18 protein-coding genes are annotated in these 26,188 nt (G+C 50.4%); 7 read left to right on the top strand and 11 right to left on the bottom strand.

What is annotated here, in order from left to right:
* The first annotated feature begins 217 nt into the window (after positions 1 to 217).
* The 4 genes from AC3WRW_RS24670 to AC3WRW_RS24655 all read left to right on the top strand — a co-directional run bounded on the left by AC3WRW_RS24670 (position 218) and on the right by AC3WRW_RS24655 (position 4,997).
* Positions 218 to 1,339: a GntR family transcriptional regulator gene (locus tag AC3WRW_RS24670; RefSeq protein WP_492548893.1), complete on the top strand. Its 1,122-nt coding sequence runs from the start codon at positions 218 to 220 to the stop codon at positions 1,337 to 1,339.
* A 433-nt stretch (positions 1,340 to 1,772) separates the two neighbouring features.
* Positions 1,773 to 3,131: an ABC transporter substrate-binding protein gene (locus AC3WRW_RS24665; protein ID WP_492548892.1), complete on the top strand. Its 1,359-nt coding sequence runs from the start codon at positions 1,773 to 1,775 to the stop codon at positions 3,129 to 3,131.
* 71 nt (positions 3,132 to 3,202) lie between these two features.
* On the top strand, positions 3,203 to 4,144 hold the full coding sequence (locus AC3WRW_RS24660) for a carbohydrate ABC transporter permease (RefSeq protein ID WP_492548891.1): 942 nt from the start codon (positions 3,203 to 3,205) through the stop codon (positions 4,142 to 4,144).
* 16 nt (positions 4,145 to 4,160) lie between these two features.
* Positions 4,161 to 4,997 carry a carbohydrate ABC transporter permease gene (locus AC3WRW_RS24655; protein ID WP_492548890.1) on the top strand — a complete coding sequence of 279 codons (837 nt, stop codon included), beginning with the start codon at positions 4,161 to 4,163 and terminating at the stop codon, positions 4,995 to 4,997.
* Between the two features lie 571 nt (positions 4,998 to 5,568).
* Here AC3WRW_RS24655 and AC3WRW_RS24650 read toward each other — a convergent pair.
* From AC3WRW_RS24650 to AC3WRW_RS24615, 8 genes are all read right to left on the bottom strand, one after another.
* Positions 5,569 to 7,956, bottom strand: coding sequence for a glycosyl hydrolase family 95 catalytic domain-containing protein (locus tag AC3WRW_RS24650; RefSeq protein ID WP_492548889.1), 2,388 nt, complete (start codon positions 7,954 to 7,956; stop codon positions 5,569 to 5,571).
* 90 nt (positions 7,957 to 8,046) lie between these two features.
* Positions 8,047 to 9,705 carry a type 2 periplasmic-binding domain-containing protein gene (locus AC3WRW_RS24645; RefSeq protein WP_492548888.1) on the bottom strand — a complete coding sequence of 553 codons (1,659 nt, stop codon included), beginning with the start codon at positions 9,703 to 9,705 and terminating at the stop codon, positions 8,047 to 8,049.
* A 136-nt stretch (positions 9,706 to 9,841) separates the two neighbouring features.
* A complete protein-coding gene (locus tag AC3WRW_RS24640) occupies positions 9,842 to 10,741 on the bottom strand; it encodes a carbohydrate ABC transporter permease (protein WP_492548887.1) in 900 nt (299 codons plus the stop codon).
* Between the two features lie 22 nt (positions 10,742 to 10,763).
* The gene (locus tag AC3WRW_RS24635) at positions 10,764 to 11,618 is read right to left on the bottom strand and encodes an ABC transporter permease (protein ID WP_492548894.1); all 855 of its coding nucleotides are present in this window, start codon (positions 11,616 to 11,618) and stop codon (positions 10,764 to 10,766) included.
* A gap of 312 nt (positions 11,619 to 11,930) precedes the next feature.
* Positions 11,931 to 14,312: a glycoside hydrolase family 95 protein gene (locus tag AC3WRW_RS24630; RefSeq protein WP_492548886.1), complete on the bottom strand. Its 2,382-nt coding sequence runs from the start codon at positions 14,310 to 14,312 to the stop codon at positions 11,931 to 11,933.
* Between the two features lie 105 nt (positions 14,313 to 14,417).
* The gene (locus tag AC3WRW_RS24625) at positions 14,418 to 16,751 is read right to left on the bottom strand and encodes a helix-turn-helix domain-containing protein (protein WP_492548885.1); all 2,334 of its coding nucleotides are present in this window, start codon (positions 16,749 to 16,751) and stop codon (positions 14,418 to 14,420) included.
* Positions 16,752 to 17,131: 380 nt separating this feature from the next.
* Positions 17,132 to 18,010 (bottom strand): ABC transporter permease, encoded by an 879-nt coding sequence (locus AC3WRW_RS24620; protein ID WP_492548884.1) that lies wholly within the window; start codon positions 18,008 to 18,010, stop codon positions 17,132 to 17,134.
* A gap of 38 nt (positions 18,011 to 18,048) precedes the next feature.
* Positions 18,049 to 18,828, bottom strand: a complete 780-nt coding sequence (locus AC3WRW_RS24615; protein WP_492548883.1) for an ABC transporter ATP-binding protein — start codon at positions 18,826 to 18,828, stop codon at positions 18,049 to 18,051.
* Between the two features lie 357 nt (positions 18,829 to 19,185).
* Between AC3WRW_RS24615 and AC3WRW_RS24610 the strand changes: the two genes are divergently transcribed.
* Genes AC3WRW_RS24610 through AC3WRW_RS24600 form a run of 3 tightly spaced genes read left to right on the top strand, consistent with a single transcriptional unit; the run spans position 19,186 to position 23,056 of the window.
* Positions 19,186 to 20,547 (top strand): LLM class flavin-dependent oxidoreductase, encoded by a 1,362-nt coding sequence (locus AC3WRW_RS24610; protein WP_492548882.1) that lies wholly within the window; start codon positions 19,186 to 19,188, stop codon positions 20,545 to 20,547.
* Between the two features lie 13 nt (positions 20,548 to 20,560).
* Positions 20,561 to 21,940, top strand: coding sequence for an LLM class flavin-dependent oxidoreductase (locus tag AC3WRW_RS24605; RefSeq protein ID WP_492548881.1), 1,380 nt, complete (start codon positions 20,561 to 20,563; stop codon positions 21,938 to 21,940).
* 33 nt (positions 21,941 to 21,973) lie between these two features.
* Positions 21,974 to 23,056, top strand: coding sequence for an aliphatic sulfonate ABC transporter substrate-binding protein (locus tag AC3WRW_RS24600; RefSeq protein ID WP_492548880.1), 1,083 nt, complete (start codon positions 21,974 to 21,976; stop codon positions 23,054 to 23,056).
* A gap of 216 nt (positions 23,057 to 23,272) precedes the next feature.
* Here AC3WRW_RS24600 and AC3WRW_RS24595 read toward each other — a convergent pair whose 3' ends face one another.
* From AC3WRW_RS24595 to deoR, 3 genes are all read right to left on the bottom strand, one after another.
* Positions 23,273 to 24,106, bottom strand: coding sequence for a (2Fe-2S)-binding protein (locus tag AC3WRW_RS24595; RefSeq protein WP_492548879.1), 834 nt, complete (start codon positions 24,104 to 24,106; stop codon positions 23,273 to 23,275).
* 22 nt (positions 24,107 to 24,128) lie between these two features.
* A complete protein-coding gene (locus tag AC3WRW_RS24590) occupies positions 24,129 to 24,998 on the bottom strand; it encodes an ABC transporter ATP-binding protein (protein WP_492548878.1) in 870 nt (289 codons plus the stop codon).
* A gap of 222 nt (positions 24,999 to 25,220) precedes the next feature.
* On the bottom strand, positions 25,221 to 26,159 hold the full coding sequence (deoR, locus tag AC3WRW_RS24585; RefSeq protein WP_492548877.1) for a DNA-binding transcriptional repressor DeoR: 939 nt from the start codon (positions 26,157 to 26,159) through the stop codon (positions 25,221 to 25,223).
* Positions 26,160 to 26,188: the final 29 nt, after the last annotated feature.

The following is a 26,188-nucleotide window of genomic DNA, read 5'->3' as shown; positions in this document are numbered from 1 at the left end:
AGCTATGTACTTCCGCCACCTCGCGGTGTACTAGAGACTTTCACTCATTAGTCCATTGCGCTGCCAAGCGCACAAAAGGCCGTCCCAATAGTCATCGTAGATGACAGAGGGGCAGCCTTTTTGGGCTTCAGTAAAGTTAGTTACGTTCAGGTAACTATTGAAAAACATACATATAAATATATACTTAGTATATCAACAACAAGTTAGGGTGAATCGGATGGAAGGGCATTTATACGAACAGCTTTATAACCATATCCTTCACGAAATTAATGAGGGGCAGATGAAGGCAGGAGATCGCGTATCCTCCGAGAAAGAATTGGCCGAACGGTTTGGCGTCAGCCGAATCACATCCAAAAAAGCGCTGGAGAAGTTGGCCGAAGCAGGGATCATCAAACGCATTCAAGGAAAAGGGTCATTTGTGGCACATGGCGTCAGAGATGGATTGGATCACAAACGTCAGTCGGAAGAAAGCCCCCGTCTCGTATTCGATGATAAAGAAAGACCGCTCATCGGGTTCATTATTTCTAATTTTTCCGACGAATTCGGCCTGCAGCTGCTTCGATCGATTGAAAAGCAGAGCGCTGAGCTCAAATACGATCTGATCATCAAGCGTTCTCGTGGGAGCAGGGACGAAGAAAAACGTGCTATCCAATTGCTTGTAAGTCTAGGCATCAAAGGATTAATCGTGACTCCCATCCATGGCGAACATTATAATGCTGAGCTGCTTCGCCTCGTCTTGGACAAGTTTCCGGTTGTATTAGTCGACAGATATTTAAAAGGAATCCCGGTTTGCTCCGTCTACACGGACAATAAGAAAGCCGCCCAGGATCTTACGCTTCATCTGATCGGGAGGGGCCACGATAAAATCGCCTACTTGTCTCCGCCTGAGGAAAACACGTCAACCTTGGAGGAAAGGCTGCTCGGATATACGTTGGCCTTTACCCAAGAAGGATTGAAGTTAAATCAGGACTATTGCTTGACGAATTTGAAAGGGATTCTTCCCAAGAACCTGGACGGAAGCGAAATTGAAAATGACAAAAAGGCCATAGAACATTTTTTGGAAAAATACCCTGATGTGAAGGCGTTTGTTGTCTCGGAATTTCTGGTCGCAACCATGCTGACTCAGGTCATCCACTCGCTTGGAAAATCACTGGACGAATACGATATCGTCTGTTTTGATTCACTCAATGATTACCTGGGGAAGCCGATATTCACTCACATTCAACAAGATGAGAAGCGCATGGGCGAAGAAGCAGTGGACTTGCTCGCCTCACAGCTGATCGGAGAAGCTGTCCCTGAGCAGAGGATTATCGAGCATCGATTGGTCGTGAAGGAATAACTGGTAAAACGGTAACTGAACAGCGATTGAAAAACCATGGGTTGCACTCATGGTTTTTTGTTTTGTCCTCACCGGAAAGGCCATTTTCCCGGCGCAAAACGTCAGAAATTAAGCAATTTTAGGAGCATAGATGTCGCGATATTGAAGTTGACATGGTATGTTTGACGCATTAATATACTTAGTATATCTAGATATACTATTTTTTTGAAAAAGAGGTGAATCTTCTCGGTACACACGCAGTAGCGAATCAAGAAGAATCAATCGTTGAAAGCTGCACATCCTTTATAGTCAACTTCAATGTAAACGCATACATAATTGAGTTCGTCATCCTACTCCTTTTCGTCTCCTGCACATCGGAACTTGATAGAAGGTGAAATGAGTTTTCAGGACGGCAAGTTGAAATAACAAAACCAACCTTAAGGGGGATTTATGCATGAGAAAATCTAAAAAACTCGCATTTCCAACACTGGTATCCGTTGTTACTATTTCAGTACTTGCAACCGCTTGCTCATCGACTCAAACTACGGGTGGTTCTACTTCGACTAATCCTTCAGCCGCTCCGTCAACCAAAGCAACCTCAGAAGCTAAAGGCGCACAAGGCGGCGTTTCCACTGTCACGATGTGGCATGGTCTTACCTCCATTGATTTGGATAATATGAATAACGTCGTAAAGGCATTTGAAGCGAAAAATCCTACGATCAAAATCAAATTGGTATATACAGAATCCAGCGAAGGCGCCGATCAGAAGCTGCTTACTTCGGTCGCAGGCGGCAATCCGCCCGACATTGCCTATTTCGATCGCTTTAAGGTCGGCTCTTGGGCTGCGCAGGATTCATTGACTGACCTGTCCGCAATGGCGGCAGCGGCTGGAATTAACAAGGATTCGTACTATCCTTTTGCATGGGACGAGTCCAGTTATAAAGGCAAATTATATGCCATTCCGCTCGGAACGGACTCCCGCCTGCTCTTTTACAATAAAGATCATTTCAAAGAAGTGGGACTCGATCCGAACAATCCGCCCAAATCGATTGCCGAGCTCGAAGCTGCCGCTCAGAAGCTGACGATTAAAGAAGGAAAACGTTTCAAACGGATCGGTTTTATTCCATGGTATTCACAAGGGTGGCTGTACGGCTGGGGATGGTCGTTCGGAGGGGATTTCCAGGATAAAGCAACCGGAAAAATCACGGCGAATGATCCTAAAGTCGTAGATGCGCTTCAGTGGATGACCGATTTCGGTAAGAAATACAATGTAGAAGACATTGCAGGATTCACAAGCGCAGCAGGCACCGATGAAATGGACCCATTCATTGCCGGGCAAATCAGTATGAAAATTAGCGGAAACTGGACGGTAGCGGGTATCAAAAAATTTAAACCGAACCTGAATTATGGCGTTACACCGATCCCGACACCTACAGGCTCCAACTTCACAACATGGTCCGGCGGTATGTCATTAATTATCCCTAAAGGCGCCAAAAACGTAGAACCGGCTTGGAAGTTCCTTGAATTTTTAGGTAAAGAAGAAGGGCAATACTTGCTGAACTCCCAGTCGGGAATGTCGGTCATCGATTCGGTTAACGCCAAGTTCGGGTACAAGGACGATCCAATCATGAAAGAATTCGTTAATATTCTTCCGAAATCACACAACCGTCCGGTTATTCCTGAAGGACAGCTGCTCTGGAATGAATTAGCTTCCGCAACAGAAAAAGCCACTCGCAGCAACGGCACCCCTAAAGAAAATCTCGATAAAGTAACAGAAACCGTCAATAAAGCGTTAGAGAAATATAATAAATAAGATGCTCCGCAGGCAGGGAGAGTCCCTCTCTCCTTGCCTATTGGCGTTTTATATTCGGAAGGAGGATATACATGGCAAAGTTAACTAATTCTGTTCATGTGTTAGGTCAAGCAACAGCAAGAAGAAAACAAAGATCTTTTCGCACATCAAGCTTGATTGGGTGGCTCTTCGCTTCACCTTGGGCTCTGGGTCTCATTTGTTTTTATGCAATTCCAATGTTCGCATCCGTCTACTTCAGCTTCACCACTTACAGCATCCTTCAGCCTGGTGAATTTGTCGGTTTGGGTAATTATAAAGATCTTTTTAACGATCCTTTGTTTTGGAAATCCATCTACAACACGATCTATTTCGCCGTATTTTTTGTTCCTTTAAGCATATTTTTCGGTGTGGCGCTCGCGATGATGTTGAATATGAAAATCAAAGGGATGGCTGTGTACAGAACGATCTTCTTCTTGCCCACCCTTGTGCCGCAAGTGGCTTTGGCCGTTCTATGGATGTGGCTGCTGCACCCAAATTTCGGTTTAGTGAATGGCATGCTGGCAAGCATCGGTATCGATGGGCCCCCTTGGCTGGGTGGCGAAGCGTGGTCCAAACCCTCCCTTATCCTGATGTCGCTTTGGGGAATCGGCCATGCTGTCGTTATCTACCTCGCTGGATTAGGGGACATCCCCGATGAGTATTACGAAGCTGCGGAAATCGATGGCGCCAATTGGTTTCAGAAAACGAAAACCGTTACGCTGCCATTACTAACTCCTGTTATTTTCTACAATCTGGTTATGGGAACGATCGGTGCTTTTCAACAATTCACCCTCCCTTACACAATGACCAAAGGCCAAGGAACTCCTGCAAATTCCATGACATTTTACGTCATGTATTTATATGAGAACGGATTCAAATATTTCAAAATGGGCTATGCTTCCGCCATGGCATGGATCTTGTTTGTTATCGTCATGGCACTAACGGCGTTGATTTTCGTGTCGTCCAAACGCTGGGTTCATTATCAAGGAAAATAAAGGAGGCAATAACGGAATGAATCCTATCGCTGTTAAAAGAATTAACCGAACTTTAGCTCATTTATGCTTGCTTATTGCTTCATTCTTTTTCATTATTCCGTTTATCTGGCTGGTCTCAACGTCTCTGAAGCCGCTTACGCAAATTTTTACATTCCCTCCGGAATGGATACCGCATCCTTTTCAGTGGAGCAACTATTCCCGGGCGGTAGAGTACATTTCTTTTTGGACCTATTTAAAAAATACGGCGATTATTACCATCGCAAGTACGATCGGTGTTATCATCTCCTGTCCTTTGGTTGCATACAGTTTCGCCAAGTTGGAGTGGCGAGGCCGTGGCGTGATGTTCTTCGTCACCCTCGCCGTTATGATGATTCCCGGACAAGTCACGATGATTCCCCTTTTCCTATTGTTTACGAAGCTGGGCTGGGTTGGAACATCGCTCCCGCTCATTGTTCCCCAATTTTTCGGAGTGCCGTTTTACATTTTCTTATTGCGGCAATTTTTCCTTGGCCTGCCCGATGCCCTTCGCGAAGCGGCCCGAATCGATGGAGCCAGCGAGTTCCGCATTTATCTGCAGATCATGTTTCCGTTAGCCAAGTCAGCCGTCTTAGCTGTGGCACTGTTTCAATTTATGGGAAGTTGGACCGATTTCATTGGTCCCCTGCTTTATTTAACCAATGAGCCGTCCTATACGGTCTCGCTCGGATTGCAGCAATTCCAGAGTCAAAAAGGCTCCGAATGGGGCATGTTAATGGCCGTATCCACCATGATGACCGTACCGGTTATTATCCTTTTCTTTTTTCTACAGAAAACGTTTATTAACGGAATTACTTTTAGCGGTATAAAAGGTTAGAGAGGCAGCTTTTACGAAGAAGGCGAGGCAAGCTAAAGGGAAAATTGCTGCTAGAATAAATCTCCTACTCTATGGCTCGAATGATGGCCTTGAATTAGTTGCAAACCTCCCGCTAATTTGACCGGATTCCGAGCATTCACATGAAATCGACTCAAATAGTGGGAGGTCCAGCCTTCCTGTTAAAAGGATCTGGCAAGCTTCTGCAATCAAATTATAGGGAATTTTCCCCATACTTTGACTACAGAAGCATAGTTGTTCGGAAGGCTGTCCCACAAGTCGTAGAAATGACTGGGGACAGCCTTTCATTTTGCCGACAGACAAACATGTGGTCGTACTTCATGCGCGAAAGGGAACTTCAGGCCGCTATTCGATGAAAATCGTCGATTTCAACAGTTAGTGGGAACTCCAGGGCCTTATTCCCCCCAAAACAGCCAAATTTCGGGCGAAACGGGGAAATAGCGGATTATTGTTCCCACTAATTATCCCATTCACTCCTTTCTGCCAAAATAACGGACCATAGTTCCCTCCACCGCTCCACATCCCAGTGAACTTCCGTGAACTCGCCGCAAACTCAACCGGCGGCCACTTGAGCACCGGCCTTGACCAGCCGGATTCTCTCCCCTGGGGAGGTAGACAGCCGCACCACCGCATCATGGACGGTCACTTCGCCGGCAGCTTGCTTGCACACGGCCCCGTGCTTCCACGGATTGTACACCTTCAGCTCAGTACCGGCTTCGCTTACAATATCCACCCACTGCACTTCGCCGGCGGCAAATGATGCGCTTACCAGAAAAGCCCCAACTGCCCGCAACGTGGCAAATTCGGCTTTTTGCTCGCCGGGCCAGTTCGGGAACAGCCGGAGGATGCCGTTATAGCTCTGGAGCAGGCATTCGTTAATAACAACCGGCAGCGCGAAGTTCTCGAACCAAATACCGACTCTGCTCATAAAATCAAAGCTCAGCGTATCGCTGTACCGCCCGCCGGACAACAGAACACGGTCGGTGCACGTACCGTTAGGGAGCAGGCAGTAGGCGATTTGCCGTTTGAATTTTTCCAGATCCAAGCGCCCTAAACGGGCTCCGGCCAGATGGTAAAAAACAAGCTCGTTGCCGCCTTCGTTCCGATGATTCAGATAAGAATTGAGCGCGATCTGGTACTGGTCTTCCGCTGAATGAAGTCCATGCTCCTCGCCCGGAAAAATTGTCATAATGCCGTTAGGCGTGTTATAGACGACCTCGGCATCCTCTCCGGGAACGGACACAAATACAGGACCTCGCTGGGATTCAGCCCTTGCATATTCCGGGAATTTGCTCAAAATCTCCTGAACACTGCCCAGCAGCTCCTCCTCTTCCTGCTCAATTCCGAGCGTCTCACAAGCCGCCCCATAAGCATGAAACACGAATTTGGTCAGCGTCAGATCGACGAGGCAATCGTAATTTTTGGTAAAGCCCGGCGTCAATTCATACAGTTCGGGAACGACCGTCGGGAAAATATGATACCGGTCATCCCCCCACGCCTCGCCGTGCGTATCCGGTCTTATCATGTAATCGACGAGAAAAAGCACGGCTTCTTTGATCGGCCCAAAAGCTCGCTCCGCCAGAAAGTCCCGGTCCATCGTATACAGATAATGCCACCAGAGGCTTTGCACGGTCCATGGCGTTTCGCATACTTCCCAGCCCCAGTGCGGCACGGGATAGGGCATCATATTCATTTCAACCGGATACGCGGAGTGCGGATAATAAGCTCCCCGCATGCCGTAATATTCGCTCGCCCATTTGCGGCTTACCGGCAAAATATGATCGACCATGTTAACGTAAGCCAGATGCTTATCGACATGATTGCTGGAGAAAGCAAGCCAAAACGGCTGCTGCGTATTGTAATTCATATGATAGTCGCCATGCCATTCCGAGCCGATGGAGCGGTAGCTCCAATTCGCAAACAAGCCGGGACAGGTGGCTTCGGGTTTGACCGAGCAGTGGTAGAAGTATAAATTCCAATACCATATCCGTTCCAGGAATTCATCGCCGAGGCTCACGCCGGAGCAGTTCCAATAGGATTCCCAATTCTGCTCGCAAACCGTGAAAGCAGCGGCCATCCTATGCTCTGTAGGAGCCTCCATCTGCTGCAGCCCTGCCACGACCCCAGCGACCCCACCGTCCGCACCTTCCGTCAGCTCCACACAAGCAAGGAACGGAGCGGACTGGAGCAGCTTTGCCTGCACCCCGCCTTTACTATCCGCTGCCTCTATTCCCTCGGCTAGCCGAACATCCAGGCGGAACGCTCTATCCTTGGGATGACGCTCTTTGCCGTCAGGCATAAAAGGGAGGATCTGCCTGAAGCCAAGCTGCCTCAGCTCGGCATCTGCAGCCATCTGAGCAAGCGGCAGCTCCTTCGGTGTATCGGGATCGGGGATGAGCTTCACTCTGTCGAACAGTCCGGATGCGGCGCCTTCCGGCGAAACGAGCTTCAGCCACATCCGATCGGCCTCGGGCTCTATGAACAATTGCAGCGTCGCATAGCCGCCTTCAAGCTTGAAATACACCTCACAAAGGCCATTGTGTGTATGGATTTTATGACCCAGCACTTCCGCTTTGCGCCTGTCATAACCAAGCAGCAAGGAGCCGCATGGCATAGGGCGGGGGTACGGCTTGCGATAGTTTTCCTGTGTCATGTCGCAATATTCGCGATACCACTCGTTCTCTTGAAACGAGCCCAGCTCTTTCGGAATCTGCTTCAATTGAGTGAGGACATCTTGAAACGTCCCGATCTTGTCTTGATTATCCTCTGCGATTCGGATGTCCCACACATTGTTATGTCCATAATGGATGACAACCGCATCCGGACGTGTTGTGACAACGGCGCCTAAACCGCCGTTCCCCATCAATGCGCCCTCAAAAAAATCCGGCGCCGGCTTCTCATAGCAAATAGGATGCCGTTTCGCTTGTTCGCTTGCAATCATGGCTATCCGCTCCCCTGGTTATGGCGAAGGCAGCGCAGAAGATCCTGTACGACCGCCCGGGGCCGTACAGGATCAACGCCGCTTGCTCCGTTATTTTTTGAACGATTTATCGTAGGATTGCTGCATAATTTCCATGTAACGTTTTAGATTTAATTTATTTAAACCGGCTACATAGGCATCCCAATCCTTGTTCAAATCTTTGGCACCCGTGACGAACTGCAGCGAATTCTGATCGATGTAATTCTTAATGTTCGTCTTGAGCATGGCCGCTTCGTCCGCTGTGGACGGATCGATCCAGATCGCCCAGTGCGGGAACACGTCTTTGGGCTGCTTGCCGTCGTAGAGATGCGTCGCTTCCTGCAATCTGCGCTCGTAGCCTGTTGTGTCATAAATATCGGTAGCGGCAACCCAGCCGTCCCTGAACGCCTTCGGTTGGAAATACTGTGCCATCGCGCCCCACGACGAGTTATGCGGAGCTTCCCCTGTCGGCGTCGGAATCGTTGCCAGAATAGGAGTCGCTGACTTCTCAACAGGAGAATCGCCATCCTTCGGTTTTCTCCAGTCTTTTCCCTCCTCGCCGAAGTGACCGCGAATTTGGCCTTCCTGTGTGAACATATAATCGACTAGCTTAATGGCAGCGATTTGCGCCTCCTTACTTGCTTTATTCGTAAGAACGAAGGTCGCTCCCGGATCGCTTGGATAATTATAAGTCGCATAAGCGCCGTTCGGCCCTGTCAGCGGTGGAACGGGATCGTACGTTTTGGAGTTATCCGAACCGCCCGTTACGAAAATATAAGGATGCATCGCAGCGCCGGCGCCCAAAATTTGTGCATCGGCATTATCGCCGATTTTCTTATAAGCTGTTGCATTTTGCGTAAACGCACCCTTATCGATTAAACCTCCGTCATACATGGACTTCACGAATTGCAGGCCTTGTTTCCATTCGTCTTTATTAGCAGCTATATCCACTTTGCCATTGTTTAGCAGTAGATACGTTTTATCATCGTCATAGATGTAGCCGTTCATAAAGTACGGGATAATATGAACCCCAAAATCCTCAATGGAACCGCTGAGGGGCACCTCATCCGCTTTGCCGTTGCCGTTCGGGTCTTTCGTCTTGAACGCTTCCAGAACCTTCTTGTAATCGTCCAGCGTTTTGGGCATGGTCAGGTTCAGCTTCTTCAACCAGGACGAATTGATCCACATTTTATTCGGATAGGAGCAGTGGTAACATTCGACCAATTGCGTTAATCCGTAAATTTTACCGTCAGGTGCGGTGTTCATGGCCTTAAAGTAGGGGTATTTGTCCAAAGCCGCTTTGACATTCGGCGCATACTGGTTAATGAGATCGTCAAGCGGGAGAATCACGCCCTGCTGCGAGTAACGCAGGATGTCTGTTTGCGAAAATTTATCCACCCACGGAATCAGCATATACAGATCCGGATAATCGCCGCTGGCCAGTGAAATCTGCCTTTTCTCGGCTGCTCCGTCGAACGGAACCGTCTGCCATGAGAACTTGATATTAAATTTTTGCTCTGCCAGTTTTGAAAAGCTGTTTGTCGCCAGATCCGTTTTTTCATCCTGCTGCGCAAAAATTTTGATTGCTACCGGAGCGCCCGTGCCCTGTGATTTTGCCCCATCCGAGGCAGCCGGCGTGTTCGTATCAGAAGCAGTTGGGGATGTACAAGCCGTGAGAACCAGGCTGATCGTAAGCAGCATTATCCACAATGTTGAAACTGTTTTTTTCAAATGCGCCCTCTCCCTTTCATTGTCAAATGGTAACCCCTGCATGTGTTTGCTCAAAGTTCGTATGGCCAATCTCCGTCATACATCCATTTCTCCCCTGACAGCACCACCTCCTCTAATGACTGTTACTTACCGTTACTTACCCCTTCACAGAACCAATCAGCATCCCTTTAACAAAATACCGCTGCACGAAAGGATAGATCATCAAAACAGGCAAGCTGGCTATGACAATCAGCGAATATTTGGTCAAATCCGCAAACTGCTGCCTTCTCAGTTGCTCCGCCGCATCAATATTGCTTGACGCCGCTGAATTCAGGATGAGAATACTGCGGAGGATCAACTGCAAGGGATAGAGGCTCTGCGTTTTCAAATAAATCAACGCATCAAAGTAAGCGTTCCATTGCCCGATCGCATACATCAAAATCAGCACGGCGATGATCGGTTTGGACAGAGGAAGCACAACGCTCCACAGAAAGCGCAAATCGCTGCAGCCATCCATTTCGCTCGCTTCCGCCAGCTCCTCCGGAATGGACGAGGCAAAAAACGTCCTGGCGATAATAATTTGCCACACCCAAATCGCTTGCGGAATAAGCAGAGCCCACCTCGTATCGAGCAGCCCAAGCTGTTTGACGACCAAATACGTCGGAATCAAACCGCCGGAGAACAACATCGTAAACGTGATGAACATCATCAGCGCATTGCGGCCAAAAAACGTTTTTCGCGAGAGCGGATAGGCCAGAACAACCGTAAGCGTGACGCTAATGATCGTGCCGGCCACAGCGTAAAACAGCGAGTTTCCATACCCTTTCAGCACTTGCGGATTGCTCAAAACAACCTTATACCCGACGAGTGTGAGATCCACCGGCCATAACCACACCTTCCCCGACGAAACCGCCAGTGGACTGCTTAACGAGGAACTGACAATGAACACCAAGGGGTAAAGAACGGCGATCAATGCTATCCCCAGAAAGATATACACGCCTGTTAGGAAAATCCGGTCTCCCGTCGATTCACGAATGCCGCGACCCATCTTGATCATTTGGCGCGTCCTCTCCTTTCTTTTACCAAAGACTCGTACTGGAAATTCTTCGTGCAATGGAATTCACCAGCAATAGCAGAATCAAGTTAATGACGGAATTGAAAAGGCCGACCGCCGTAGCGAAGCTGAAGTTCGCGTTCAATAGTCCGATCTTATAGACATAAGTAGCGATAATTTCAGACGTTTCGAGGTTCAGCGGATTTTGCAGCAAATAAATTTTTTCGAACCCGACCGACATGATGTTGCCCACGCTTAATATTAAAATGATGACCGCCGTCGGCATAATGCCGGGAATATCAATGTGAACGATTTTCTGAAATCTGGAGGCCCCGTCGACCTTGGCCGCTTCGTAGAGCGACGGATCTACCCCTGCAAGCGCTGCCAAATAGATGACCGCCGAGTAACCTGCCCCCTGCCAAACGTCTGACCACACATAAACGCTTCGGAACATGCCGGGGATGCCGAGAAAGTTGATGGATTCTAAGCCAAAGCTTTGCAAAATCATATTGATCACGCCCAATCTCGGAGAGAGAAGCAGCATAATCATGGAAACCATGACAACCGTTGAAATAAAATAAGGCGCATAAGTAACGAGTTGAACCGTTCTTTTGAAAATGCCGTTCCGGGTTTCATTCAGTGCCAAAGCGAGCAAAATCGGAACGGGAAACCCGATGGCAATTTGAAATAAACTAAGAAACAGCGTGTTCTTCATCAGCATCCAAAATTGCGGGTTATTGAAGAACAGTTGGAAATGCTTGAATCCGGCCCAAGGGCTGTGCCAGATTCCTTTGACGACACTGTAATCCTTGAATGCGATAACAGCGTTCATCATCGGAATGTACTTAAAGATCATGAAATAAAGGACTGCCGGTATAATGAGTAAGTAGAACTGCCAGTGTTTCCTGAAGCTCTTGCCCGCTTCTATCCACAGCCTGGACTTCTTCGCCTTGGTCACACTCGGAGCGCGCGTTTCTCTGACTGATACGGTATCCAGAACAATCCCTCCTGTTTGGTAGCGCTTTCTATATCTACAAGACCACATTTCCCCCTCCAGCGTAAAGGTACACTTCAACATGCGGCGTACATATGCCCAAAATAAGCAAGGTACACTTCCATCCGGCAGGTACATTTCTCAGAGGAAATACTAAACGGCGGGTCCATAGGGAACCCGCCGCCATCTAATGAGATCTTATACGCTGCGAAGCGTGTATATTTGGCCTGCCTCCGTCTCGAAGCGGATGACACCGTCCGTCTCAACTTCATGAGGCACGCTCGCGCCCTCCGAATCGACCGAGAGCGCACCGCACTTCGTGCGAACGCGGCAGCTGCCGCCGGCGTGCGCTTCGATTTCCGCTTCCTGAAGCGAGCCTCCCTCCCACGATAGACGAACTTCAAACGCGCCTCTTGCGCGAAGCCCCTTCACGGAGCCCGACGGCCATGCATCCGGCAAGGCTGGCAGCAGCCAAATTTCGCCGGCATGGGATTGAACCAGCATTTCCGCTACCCCTGCGGTAAACCCAAAGTTGCCGTCGATTTGAAAAGGCGGGTGAGCATCGAACAAGTTGGCGTAGACGCCGCCGCGATGGTAGTTCGTCTCGTCCTCCTTCACCAGCTGAAGCAAATTGGAGATGAGCTGCAGCGTTCGGTTCCCGTCTTGGAAACGGGCCCACAAACATATTTTCCACGCCAGACTCCAGCCTGTCCCTCCGTCACCGCGCCGCTCCAACGATGTCCGGGCTGCCTGAAACAGCTCCGGCGTTTCGAGTTCCGTCCATTGTCGGCCAGGGTAAACTCCGAACAGATGCGAGACATGCCGGTGATGAACATCCTCGTCCTCCCAATCTGTCGACCATTCCTGAAGCTGGCCGTGCTTCCCGATTTGCATCGGCTTCAGTCTCTCGCGCGCTGCCGCCATCTCAGCTCGGAGGGGCTCGTCAACGTTCAACACGACCGAAGCCTCCATGCTGCTCGTAAACAAATCCCATATTAACGACATATCCATTGTCGTTGCTTGACTTACCGCGGCCTTCTGCCCGTCCGCAGTCACAAACTTATGCTCCGGCGAGGTGGAAGGCGATGTGATCAGATGGCCGTCCTCGTCCGGATGCAGCCAATCCAGACAGAAGAGCACCGCTTCCCGCATAATCGGATAAGCCTGCTCGCGAAGATAACGTTCATCTTGGGTGAACGCGTAGTGCTCCCAGAGGTGCTGGCTCAGCCATGCTCCCGACATCGGCCATAGCGCCCACACCGGGTCGCCGTGGCCATAATCCCCGACAGGCGCCGACTGGCACCAGATGTCTCCGTTATGATGCGCGACCCAGCCCCGGCATCCGTAATTCACTTCGGCCGTTTTCCGCCCGTTGCCCGCCAAATTCCGTATGTATCCGAGAAGCGGCTCATGGCATTCGGATAAGTGACACGTCTCCGCAAGCCAGTAGTTCATCTCGGCATTAATATTCAGCGTCCAATTGCTGCTCCATGGCGGGCGCAATTCTTTGTTCCATATGCCCTGCAGATTGGCCGGCTGCGACCCGGCGCGCGAGCTTGCGATCAGCAAGTATCTGCCGTATTGAAACAGCAGCTCCACGAGCCCCGCATCCTTCGCCCCGTACTCGGCGATCCGCTTGTCGGTGGGCATCCGCTCCTCCGCTTCGGCAGCGCCGAGCTTGAGCTCCACACGATTGAATAAGGCCGTGTAATCATCAATATGATCTCGCCGCAATTGCTCATAGGATTTGGCCAGCGCCCGCTGCAGCCGCTCCTCGTTAGCGGCGGCAATGTCGCTGCCGTCCCTGGCAGGCGGCTTATCATAGCCTTGAAAGCTGGTTTCCGCGCTGAACAGCAGCGTAACGGCATTGGCTTTTTGAATATGCAGTCCGTCATGATCAATCGCAAACACGCCATCCTCAAGCCGAACGCCAAGACGCCCTTCGAACCGCATGGCTTCCGTCGATTCAGGATCCCCGTATACGACGGGATGATCCTTATTGTAGTAATTAGGATCAACGTGCTCCGGGCAAATGCCATGCAAAAGCAGTCGATCCGCCGCAGAGCTTGTTCGATACGGATGCGGGCTATCGAGCCGCGCGGTAAAATTCAGGGCGCCTGGAGCGCTTGCCTCGATACGAATCACAATCACTTGGTCCGGAAATGAAGCAAACATCTCACGCTTATATTCGATATCTCCAATCCGATACGTGATTCGGCTAATGGCATCCGTCAAATCCAAGCTTCGCTCATAATTCCGAATTACGCCCCCGTGCCGGAACTTCAGGTGAAGATCGCCAAAGGGCATATAAGATTGATTGTATGGCCCCATCATCTCTTTGCTCTTTTTGTCCGCTTCCTCATAACGGCCTTCTGCAATCAGCGCACGCACTTCTGCGAGAACGTTCTTCGCATTGAGATTGTTTCCGTCAACAGGACCGCGGCCCGACCAAAGCGTATCTTCATTCAATTGCAAACGCTCGGCTTCCGGATCGCCGAAAACCATCGCCCCCAGTCGTCCGTTTCCGATCGGAAGCGCTTCCGTCCATGCTTTTGCGCAGCTTTGATAACGTAATTTCATGGCAAACAGCTCCTTAACAAGTAGAATTATGCCTACTCCCACTACATCACAAAATCACGCTCTGCAATAAGGACATTTCTAAGGTGTTTTTGAATAAAATCAACATTAATTGACCGTTTTTCGGTAAATGCTCGGCGACACGCCGGATACCCGTTTAAAAGCTCTCCGAAATGCATGCGCACTGTTATAGCCGACATATTGCGAGATTTCATCAATCGTATGATCGCTGTTAAAAAGAAGATCTGTCGCCTTTTTAATCCGGATTTTCTCCAGGTAGTCCGATAAGTTCTCGCCGGTGTGATCTTTGAACAGCTGTGAAATGTACTTCTCAGGCAGCTCGACAGCCGTGGAAATTTTATAAAGATTAAGGTCGGAATCCGAATAATGGCTATCGAGGAAGGTGACGATTTTGTTTATCATTTCACCTGTGCTGTCCTCTTTCTTCTTTAACACCCTGCTGCAAAATGCTTCCAGAAGACCTAGAACTTCATTGCGGAAGCGATCCAAGCTTGTCGACAGCTGCAGCTGCTCAACGCGGGGCTTCAATCCTTCGGATACCGCTTGATCCGTAAACGGACTATGCTGCAGCAGCTTAAAAAAGGTCCCTTTTAATTCGCCGAACAACTGCTGAACCATTTCCGCTGACAGCTGCCGTTCGGAGAAATTGTGCTCCAGCAGCTGCTCAAAAATACGATGCACCTCTTGAAGCTCGCCAATCTTGACCGCATTCATCATGCGCAGCTCCAGATCGATCGGATAATAGTACGTCGTTGACTCCTTGATCACGTCCCGGTACCAGATCGTCTCGGCCTCTTCCCTAAACAACGAATAATCCAGCGCGTCTCTTGCTTCCTCGAAGGAACGACTGCTGTCGGAGAGTGCCTGGAAGCTGCCGCCAATGGCGACGGTCATCTGAATCCGGTACCCCTCTCTGACATGTTCGCGCAACTGCTCGAACAGATCCGCAAGGCCAGCCGTCCATTCATCTGCTTCTGAACCGTCCGCGTGTTCGGTTAACGTGATGAGAATCGCAATTTTATCCGAATCGATGTCGGTCACATTAAGCTGAAAAACACCGGTCAAATCGTTCAGACTCTTTTTGATCAAAAGCCGCGCCGCATTCAGCTCGTGAATAATTTCTTTGCTGACCAAGCCGCTGTAGCCGTTAATTCGGATCATCGCGACATAGCCCCTTTCACTTTTCAAATTCAAGTTTGGCAGCGAGTGCATTAACGTTCTCATTTCCTGGAGAGAATCAAACTCCCCTTTTAACAGCCTCTTAACGAAAGCATCCTCTAATAAAGGCAGCTGGCGCTTAAGCTCCTCCTCCAACGTCCGTTGACTGGCCAACAAATGCGATATATTTCCTTGCAAAAAATCAAACGCATTCTTCCCTTTGTATCCGGCCTGGCCCGTTTGCTCCCGAAAAACCGTAAAGATTCGGTTAATAGGCGCACTATTCCTGTATGCAAATAACAAGGCTGCTACGATGCCTAGCAATAACGTTGAAGCCGTGATCGTCCAGGTCACCCTCGCAATAAACTCGGACTGCTTCATGACAACGCTTTTCGGCAGGCCGACGACATACCCCCATCCGTTATAGGTCGATTTTGTGGAAATGAGCAGCGTTTTATCTTTTACAAACGTATTGCCCGGTTTACGACTGATCAGTTCCTGGATGTTCATCTCTTGGATTTGTGCATCCTCAATGCCAATTCTGGCAATCGGATGACCGTCTTTATCACTGATATAAGCCCAACCCCCGTATTGCTTCGGTATTCGCTCCAACATTTTGGCAATTTCATTCTCGTCAATCAAAATAACCGCCGTACCGAGCGAGTGCTGGAAACTATCGAACGGAATCGACTGCAAATAAGTGATGACATTCGTTTTCTTGCCATTATTCATGAACGGCTGTGACGGCAGCGTCTCTCTGCGGTGGATTTTGCCCGAAATATTCTGCTTCCATTGGACCGGGTCTACATCCTGATAATGATACAGATCAAAATAATCGTCAGGGCGAATAAACACGCCCGATGGCGTAAAAATAGCCTGATAATTGTTCAGATAAATGTAGAAGTCCTCCAGAAAAGTGTTCGTCAAGCTGTATGCCGACGTATTCCGCCATGATTTCCATATCGCATATACATCATAATGATCGGCATCCACCTGTTCGTTAAGCACGTAATTCAGTTCCTGATCCAGAGAAAGCTGCCGCGTAATATTTTCAACCTCTTCCATTCTACGGTCCAGAATATCCTTGCTCTGGTTCAGCATCATGGCACTGGCATCGAGCGAACTGGACCTAATAATGTCGGAGGAGACATAATAGGAGATGAAGCCTGTGAGCATCGGAATAATCAGAACGAGCACATAGGAAATAAGAAAGCTTCTGAAAATGGGGGAATGCTCCAGCTTCAAATTGAACTTTAGCTTCATCACCACTGTTCACCTCATCTACTCGTATGCTCTCCCTCTTTCAGGAAAGCGTTTACATATCTGTACTTATCATAAAATATACGCTTAATTTTGTCTGTCGAAATATGTCGATTTATTAAAATCGCGGACAGGCGTGTTGGATATAAGGCTGGCTGCCCGTTTCCGGCTGAACGAATTTCAATTTGCTCCCAACGGACTAGTTGATGTGCAAATAAGAGCCTCCAATTCGAGCCCAATCCGCGCAAATAAGAGCCTCCAGAGACTTCTATCCTCCGAAAATTGGACTTTTCGGCTGGGATAGAAGTCATCTAGGGCTCTTATTATACTGAGTGAGGCTGGAACCGGGGGCGAATCCCCCCTTCATTGGATGATTTCCAATTTTATCCCTTGAAGCTATCGCGCCATTTCAACAGCTTCTTTTCCAATACCCGGACCAAAGAGTCGGAGCCTTTGCCGACGAAAGCAAAGATCAATATCCCGACAAACACGATCGCCGTCTGCGAGAACTGTCTGGCATCCAAGATCAAGTACCCAACCCCCTCGCTTGAGCCCATCAACTCCGCCACGACCAAGCCCAGCCAAGCCACGCCGATCGAAAGCCGCAAGCCCAGCAAAATGTTCGGCAAAGCCGCCGGCAGCACCAGTTTGGTAATTTGCTTCAACTTGCTGAATTCCAGCACTCTGGCTACATCGAACAATTTGGAGTCAACATTGCGGATGCCTAGAAAAGTCTGCACATACAACGGGAAAAAGGCCCCTTTCGCAATAAGCAATACCTTGGAAAATTCGCCAAAGCCAAACCAAAGAATAAACAGCGGCGTAATCGCCAAATGGGGAATCGTACGAAGCATCTGAACGGAGGGGTCAACCGTTTGCTCGAATTTGCGGAACAAGCCGACAAGCAAGCCAAATCCCAGCCCTAAACTGCCGCCAATCAGAAACCCTACGGCCGCACGCCAAATGCTGATTTTCACATGCCTGAAAAGCTCTCCGCTTATGAGCAGGTCATAAAAAGCCTGCCATATCGCATACGGCGTAGGCAGCAGTGTTTGGGACACCACGCCTAGCGAGCCGAAGATTTGCCAGAGGATTAGCACCGTAATCGGCAAAATGCTCCCTCTGACGAGGAGCTGCCATTTACCTTCCTTCCTTAGCTGCGGCGTTGAAAAGTTAGGCTGTTCGGACGAAACCGGCTGTTCCACGGCCTTGGGCCGGGAAAGGGGTTGATTCTGGCCAACAATGACTTCCGCTTGACTCATCGCTGCTCCCTCTCTTTCTTTTTCAATAGTAAAATCGTTTAAATACCCGAGCTGTCTATCAGCTCTAATTCCTCGACGGGCTCAAATTCGCTGAGCACCAGCTTGCGCAGCTCTTGGAACGAAACGGTAGTTTTTTTACGCGGATAAGGCAGATCGACAGCAATGATGTTACGGATCGTACCCGGACGCGCATCCATCACGACGACCCGGGTAGCCAAAAACACCGCTTCATCAATGTCATGCGTGACGAGAATCATCGTTGTCCGATTTTTCTCCCAGATATCGAGCGCCACCTCTTGCAAATGCGAACGCGTAAAGGCGTCCAATGCGCCAAACGGTTCATCCAGCAGCAGCACCTTCGGCTTCCGCAGCAAAGCCCTGGCTATGGCCACACGCTGCGACATGCCCCCCGACAGTTCTCTCGGATACGATTTCTCAAATCCTTTCAGCTTCACAAGCTCGATCAGAGCATCCACACGCGCCCGCACGTCCGGATCCTTCAAGCTGAGGTCTGCGGCGATGTTTTTCTCGACAGTCAACCAAGGGAATAAACGGTGCTCCTGAAAAATAAATCCTTTATCGATGCCCGGCTTCTCCACTTGCTTTTGTTCGAGAAGCACTTTTCCGTTATGCTCGGTGTCCAGCCCTGCAATGATTTTGAGCAGTGTGCTTTTGCCGCAGCCGCTTGGTCCGATAATGGTGATGAATTCGCCTTCTTTAATTTTCAGCCGAATGTTATGCAGCGCTTCGACACGGTGCCCTTGAGGCGTCTGAAACCATTTGCCCGGCAAATCAATATCTAGTGCAATTACGCTCATCAAGCTCTCCCCTTTAGGCCAATTTTTCTAAAAATAAAAAAGAGACCTCCGCAGCAGCCCCCTTTGCGGGGAAAGTTAGGAAGTCTCCAGATACCTGGTGGACTCGATTTAATTCATAGTGATTCACTTGGATATACACGGATCATATCACCACAAAATTTGGAAGTCAATCCTTTAATTCTTACATTACCCACTTGTTTTATCGGATTTAATATGCTAGCATAACTAATCAATAACCCAGACAGCCCATTGGTCCACCAACGGCTCTCCAGGCACTGCCCGCAGCGGCAGCTTGGAGAGCTTTTCTTTTTACCCGGGCCGCTTCGCTTTATCTGATCAATCATGGAGGGATGAAGAATGAGTACACCTGAGCACCGGCAGCTGCGCTTGGGCGCATTTCTTTTTCAAGTGGGTCACCACGTAGCGTCTTGGCGTTATCCGGAGACGGATGCGCAGGGCATTTTGCAGCATGCGTTCTATGAGCATTTTGCCCAAACGGCGGAACGCGGCAAGTTCGATATGATTTTCCTCGCAGACAACCTCGCTGTCATCGATCGTTTTAAAACAAACATCAAACATACGGTGACGATCCGGCCTGAGCCGATTACGCTTCTCTCCTATTTGGCAGGAGTGACCGAGCGTATCGGTTTGGCTGCAACCGTATCAACGACCTATCATGATCCGTACAATTTAGCGCGTGAATTTTCCTGCTTGGACCATTTGAGCGGTGGCCGCGCAGCGTGGAATGTCGTGACCTCCGGCCGGGACGAAGAGGCTCATAATTTCAGCCAACAGCGTCATCCCGCTCATGAGAAGCGGTATGAACGAGCGCGCGAATTCGTCGGTGTCGTGACGTCCCTATGGGATAGCTGGGAAGATGACGCCATTGTGGCCGACAAAGCCAGCGGCATTTTCGCTGACCCTGACAAGGTACACGAACTGAATCACCAGGGCGAATTTTTCGCCGTACGCGGACCCTTGAATTTGCCGCGCTCGCCGCAGGGCCGACCCGTTGTCATTCAAGCGGGAGCTTCCGAGACCGGGAAGCTGCTCGCCGCACAGACGGCGGAAGTTGTCTTCACGGCATGGCAAACGCTGGAGGAAGCCCAGCTCTTTTACCGCAGCGTCAAGGAGCTGGCTGTCGCTAACGGAAGAGCGCCGAATGACATCCTCATTATGCCGGGCATCTTCCCCGTCATTGGCGCAACGGAAGAGGAGGCCCGCGAGAAGGAGGCGCTCCTCCAGTCCCAAGTGCTGCCGGCCGTCGGATTATCCATGCTCTCCGCCTCGCTGAATGTCGACCTGACCGGCTATCCGCTGGACGGCCCGCTGCCCGATCTCCCGGAGCTGCAGCAGGTGAACGGCGGCAAAAGCCGCTTCCAGCTCGTCTCCGATATGGCGCGCCGCGAAGGCTTGACGATCCGCCAGCTCATGTACCGCGTGACGGGCGCCCGCGGGCACCGCACCATTAGCGGCACGCCGGTACAAATCGCCGATCAGCTCGAAGAGTGGTTCAGCAGCGGAGCTTGCGATGGCTTCAATATCATGCCGCCTTATTTGCCCGGAGGTCTGGAAGAATTCGTCGATCTCGTCATCCCCGAGCTGCAGCGAAGAGGGTTGTTCAGAACGGAGTACGAGGGCACGACCTTGCGCGATCACCTCGGACTGTCAAGACCGGCAAGCCGCTTTCGAGCGGCTGAATCTGCAAGTAGAAACTGAGGGGAGCATGCCGATGGGAACGAACAAGACGAACAATCAACAAAAACAGCTTCATTTGGGGGCTTTTATTTATGGCGTAGGCCATCATATTGCGGCTTGGCGCTATCCGTTGACGCATACAAGCGGACTTTTGAAGCTTGATTTCTACAAGCAATTCGCGCAGACGGCGGAACGGGGCAAATTCGATCTCATTTTTATCGAAGACATCCCCGTGCTTCCCGAGCCGCTGAACAGAGCCGTTCAGTACACTCTCCCCGTTCGGGCGGAACCGCTCACCCTGCTGTCTGCGCTGGCCTCCGTCACTAAGAACATCGGACTTGTCGGAACGGTGTCCACAACTTACAGCGAGCCTTTTCATGTTGCGCGCAAATTCGCCTCCCTCGATCATTTAAGCGGAGGGCGAGCAGGCTGGAATGCCGTCACAACGAGCATGGAAAATACGGCCAAAAATTTCGGACGCGACCATCACTTGGACCACACGCTCCGCTATGAGCGGGCGAAGGAATTCGTGGATGTCGTCACCGCGTTATGGGACAGCTGGGAAGATGGGGCGCTCCTCATCGATAAAGCGTCCGGCCAGTTCGCTGATCCGGATAAAGTGCATGAGATCAATCATGTGGGCGAGCATTTTTCCGTGCGCGGTCCGCTGAACGTCCACCGCTCCGTACAGGGACGACCGGTTGTCGTGCAGGCCGGCTCATCTGCGACAGGGCAAGCTTTTGCCGCTCAGACAGCGGAAGTTGTTTTCACGGCGTGGCAGACGCTGGAAGAAGCGCAAAGCTTCTATGCGTCGCTCAAAGGCCAGCTGTCCGTTTATGGACGATCGCCGGATGAGCTCAAAATATTGCCCGGCGTCCTGCCCTTCATCGGGGCAACGGAGGAAGAGGCGAAGCAGAAGGAAGCCGAGTTCCAGGAGCTTGTCCTCCCCGCGGTCGGACTGGGGATGGTGCAGAACATCCTGAGAGTGGATCTGTCGGGCTATCCGCTGGACGGACCTCTGCCTGATTTGCCCGATGCAGCCGATGTCAACGGCGGCAAAAGCCGCTACCAGCTTCTGCTGGATATGGCGCGCCGAGAACAGCTCACGATTCGCCAGCTGATCCACCGGGTAACCGGCGCCCGCGGGCATCGAACCATTACCGGAACTCCTGTCCAAATTGCGGACCAATTGGAGGAATGGTTCGTGCATGAAGCTTGCGACGGCTTCAACATTATGCCTCCCTATTTGCCCGGCGGGCTGGATGAATTCGTCGATCTTGTCATTCCTGAGCTGCGGCGGCGCGGCTTATTCCGCTCGGATTATACGGGTCGGACCTTGCGCGATCACCTCGGCTTAGCTAAACCGGCGAATCGCTTCGTAAAGCCAGCAGCGTCAGCATCACCTGTTCATTAATCATCTATTTCATTTAGTAGGGGGTCATGTCATATGAAAAAGAAATCATCTAATAAGATAAGTTTATCCTTATTCACGCTTATCACGTTGGTTCTGCTATCAGCCTGCGGAGCAAAAACGGCGGGCGCTCCGACAAGCGCAAGCACTACGGCTCCAAGCGGCGCACCCGCGGCGCAAAGCGCCCCTGCCAATGCCACTTCCACTCCCGCGGCCGCTCCGAAAGAGAAGGTCGTTGTCAACATAGGCATTCAAGGCAAAACAGGCGTCCTTAACTATGCGCGGGATAAGGGATATTTTGAAAAGGCCTTTAACGCTGTTGGCGCTGAAGTGAAATGGAATGAGTTCGCCAGCGGCCCTCCTCATTTCGAGGCCATTGCCGCCGGAAGGCTCGACTTCGGGGCTACCGGGGGGACTCCTCTAATTTCCGGCCAAGTCGGCGGGGTTGATTTTAAAGGCATAGCCGTTACGAGCGACGGGAAAAAAGGCAACATGATTGTCGTGCCAAAAAACAGCACCATCAAGGAATTGAAAGATCTCAAAGGCAAAAAGATCGCCGTAGCAAAAGGCAGCAGCGCCTATAACTTCCTCTACATGGCAATCGACAAAGCCGGACTGAAAGGCGATGACGTGAAAGTGATTCAGCTTCAGCCCGATGAAGCCAGACCTGCTCTCGACAGCGGCGCCATCGACGCTTGGTCGATTTGGGAGCCCTACGCGACTACAGCGGTGTACCAATCAGGAGCATCTATTCTCGTCTCCGGCGAGGACCTGAACATCAATGCGCCTTCCTTCCTGATTGCGAGGACCAAATTTACACAGGAGCACCCCAATCTTACCGTACTTTTCCTCAAAACTTACGAAGAAGCCCGCAAATACTACGTCGATCATCAGGACGAAATCGCCGACGAGCTGTCCAAGTCCCAAAAGCTGGACAAAGCGGTCATTGTGGATGTCTTGAAAAACACATTCCCGATTCTCTCTTCGATAACGCCTGAGTTCGCCAAAGCGCACCAGGAGCAGGCTGACTTCCTGCAATCCGTCGGCGCGATTCCGAAGAAGCTGGATACGTCGCAAGTGCTTGAAAGCAAATTCATCGATCAAGCGCTGAAGAAGTAGAGGTTTTGCAGCAATATAGCTAGAATCGCAAACTCTAGCCGAAAAAACTCCCACTATTTGTACCGATTTCGTAAGAATCTACTACATCCGGTCAATTAGCGGGAGTTTTCCCTTGTACTTCCACGTATGGCGATATTCCGAGCCATTTAGAGGGAGTTTTTCCAGTTATTTTCCTTCAGGTTATTTCCAAGCAAATTTCCTCTACCTCTCTGTATGCTACCGCACAGCAGCCTTCTCCGCCGCTTCCTGCGCCAACTTCTCCCGGATCTCCGCTTTGCGCGCCTCGCGATCACTCGGTTTCAACCGCGGACATGTGTAGCAGTAATAGCCGCCTTCCGTCCGGTAAAACATACAACAAGCGCTCTTCATCCGGATTTGCTTATCCGGTTCGCCCGGGGCTCCGGGATAATCCAAGGAGATGAATTTCACTTGCAGCGGATTCCCGGCACGACCGAAGACTTGGCCGCTCATACTTTGCGAAACGAACGTCCAATCTTCCTCGATGCGCAGTTGTTCCTCCTCGGAACCCGCTTGCTCCTTCATACTGTCGAACATATAGCGAAGCCGCATCGGAAAGAGCTTCCATAGATGATTGATATCCATCTCCGCTGCCAAAGAAGCAGCTTCCACCATCGGGCGAATATGAATGCCGTACCAGTGGTTCAGACGCTCTTCACGCCATGCGCTGCGCTCTCCAGCCCGAGGACCCTCAAGCTGCCGGATTTCATGGAGCGCATAGCGGAACTCGGCATGCCCTTTGTCGTGCTGATAGATTTGCAGCGTCCAAAGCTCCGGCGCCAAATCAATCAGCTCACCCTTTGTCAGCATATAATGCATGGCATTGTTCAAAACACCAAGCCGGCTGATCACATACGCACCGGCCGCCGCAGGTTCAAGTGCCTTCATTAGCGGTGAATAGGCGTTAATCAGCTCCTGCATGCCGGTCTTAGCCAGGAGACGGCTGCCTGCTATTTCAAATAACGGCTGCGGGTGCAGCTCCGTCGTAGCTCCGAACTGCTCCGCGATAACATGCTGCAAAGACGAACTCATTTCCATGCCTCCTTCTTCCTCTTTAGCGGGATGCACCAGCCGCAACCATGGTTTGTGGCGTTTCCGGAGCTTGCGTCTTCGTCTGCGCCTGCTTCTGCGCAATCTCAGCGCCTACAAGATCATAAGGGATACAAAGCGGCACACCCGTACGCGGATCCGCAACGATATCCGCCTCAATGCCGAATACTTCGCGAAGCACCGGCGCGGTAACAACCTGCTCCGGCGTCCCTTCGCTGACCACCTGCCCTTGTACGATCGCGACCATATGATGCGCATAATGGGTCGCATGGTTCAGATCATGAACGACCATAATAATGGTCCTTCCCTCTTCCTTGTTCAGCTTCTGCAGCAGCTTCAATACTTCCAGCTGATGCGCCATATCCAGGAACGTCGTCGGCTCATCCAGGAAAAGAATGTCGGTTTGCTGCGCCAATGCCATCGCAATCCAAGCCCGCTGCCGTTGACCGCCGGACAGCTGATCTACCGGACGATCGGCGAACGGCGTCATGCCGGTAACCTCAATCGCCCAAGAGATCGTCTCCTTATCTTCCTTCGTCATGGAGCCGAAGCCTTTCTGGTGCGGGAATCTTCCGTAAGATACCAGCTCGCTGACCGTCAAGCCTTCCGGCGCAGTCGGATTTTGCGGCAAAATCGCCAGCTCCCGGGCGACTTCCTTCGTCGTCCGCTGGTGGATGGACTTGCCGTCAAGATACACCTGGCCGCCTTTAATTTTCATAATACGCGCGAGCGATTTCAAAATAGTGGATTTACCGGAGCCATTGGCCCCGACAAGCGCTGTAATTTTGGCATCGGGAATGGACAAATTCAGGTTACTGACGATCAATCGATCGTCGTACGCGATATCTACTTGCTGTGTATACAAACGAGTCATGGGGACGCTCCTCTCAGGATCAGCTTGCTCAAGCTCCTGTTCATAAAGGCCATTATACCACAGGTGATAATGATTATCATTACTATTTTAGGATGAAAATAAACCGCTTATGCCTCTGGCAACAATTTTATTACGCCCACATTTTTGTAAGCGTTTGCAATACTATTTAAAAAAGGAGACCACCCGTTCTTAGCGTAGGAGCTCTCCTTTGAACTATCAAATTTAATAATCCAGCAAATATTGTGCCGTAAACTGATCGGTAATTAACGTATTGGTATATTTCCCGCGAATGGCACCGTAAATCGCATCAACTTTCGTTACGCCGCCTGCGACTAGGATCGATTTTTCTTTCTTGCTCAGCTCATTCAGATCGATGCCGATGGTTCGGCGGTCCAGCTCTTCACTACAAATAATGCCTTCCAAATCTATGAATCTGGAACAGATGTCTCCCACACCCTTCTCTTGAATAAGATCCAAATCCGAAGAGGAGAAATAATCCGCTTTTAGCAAAACTGAGTCTTCTGTCGGAACCCCGACCGTGAACACGGCTATATTGGCCTGCTTGCCCAAATCAAGAATTTTGCGAATATGCCGATCCGCTTCAATAGCCTGCTTCACTACGATATGATCGACAATGGCAGGCAGCGGCAAAAGATGCGGATTCGTATGAAACGCCTCGCCAAATAGATGAAGAATCTCCGACGCGTATGTATTGCATTCCGAATAGCTGATCCCGCCGTTTAGCTGAACAACCGTGACATCTTTCACATGTTTGTTTTGCAGCTTCACAGCTACTTCATAAAGCGTCGTTCCCCATGTAGTCGCAATGGTATCGCCATCTTTCACGACTTCACACAAATAGCCCGCCGCAGCCTCGCCTAAATACTTTTTGACGATATCTTCCAAGTACTGGGGAACTGAAACGACGACCGCCTTCTGCAGCTGGAACTTTTCCTCTAACTGTGCGGCTAAACTCTCATTTTTTTCAGTAGGGTCTGTAATCTTAATTTGAACGATGCCATCCGCTCTTGCTTGCTGTAGAAACTTCGAAACAGTAGGGCGAGATACGCCAAGATGCTTTGCTATCTCATGTTGACTGTAGTCCAATTGGTAATACATTCTGGCTGCATCCATGATTTTTTCCAGCTTGTCTCCGCTCATACGTCTCAACCCTTTATTTTATATTAAAC

Source organism: Paenibacillus sp. FW126-R14, from assembly GCF_058789495.1.
Note: the sequence above shows the minus strand (reverse complement) of the source record. Positions and strands in the feature narration are given on the sequence as shown.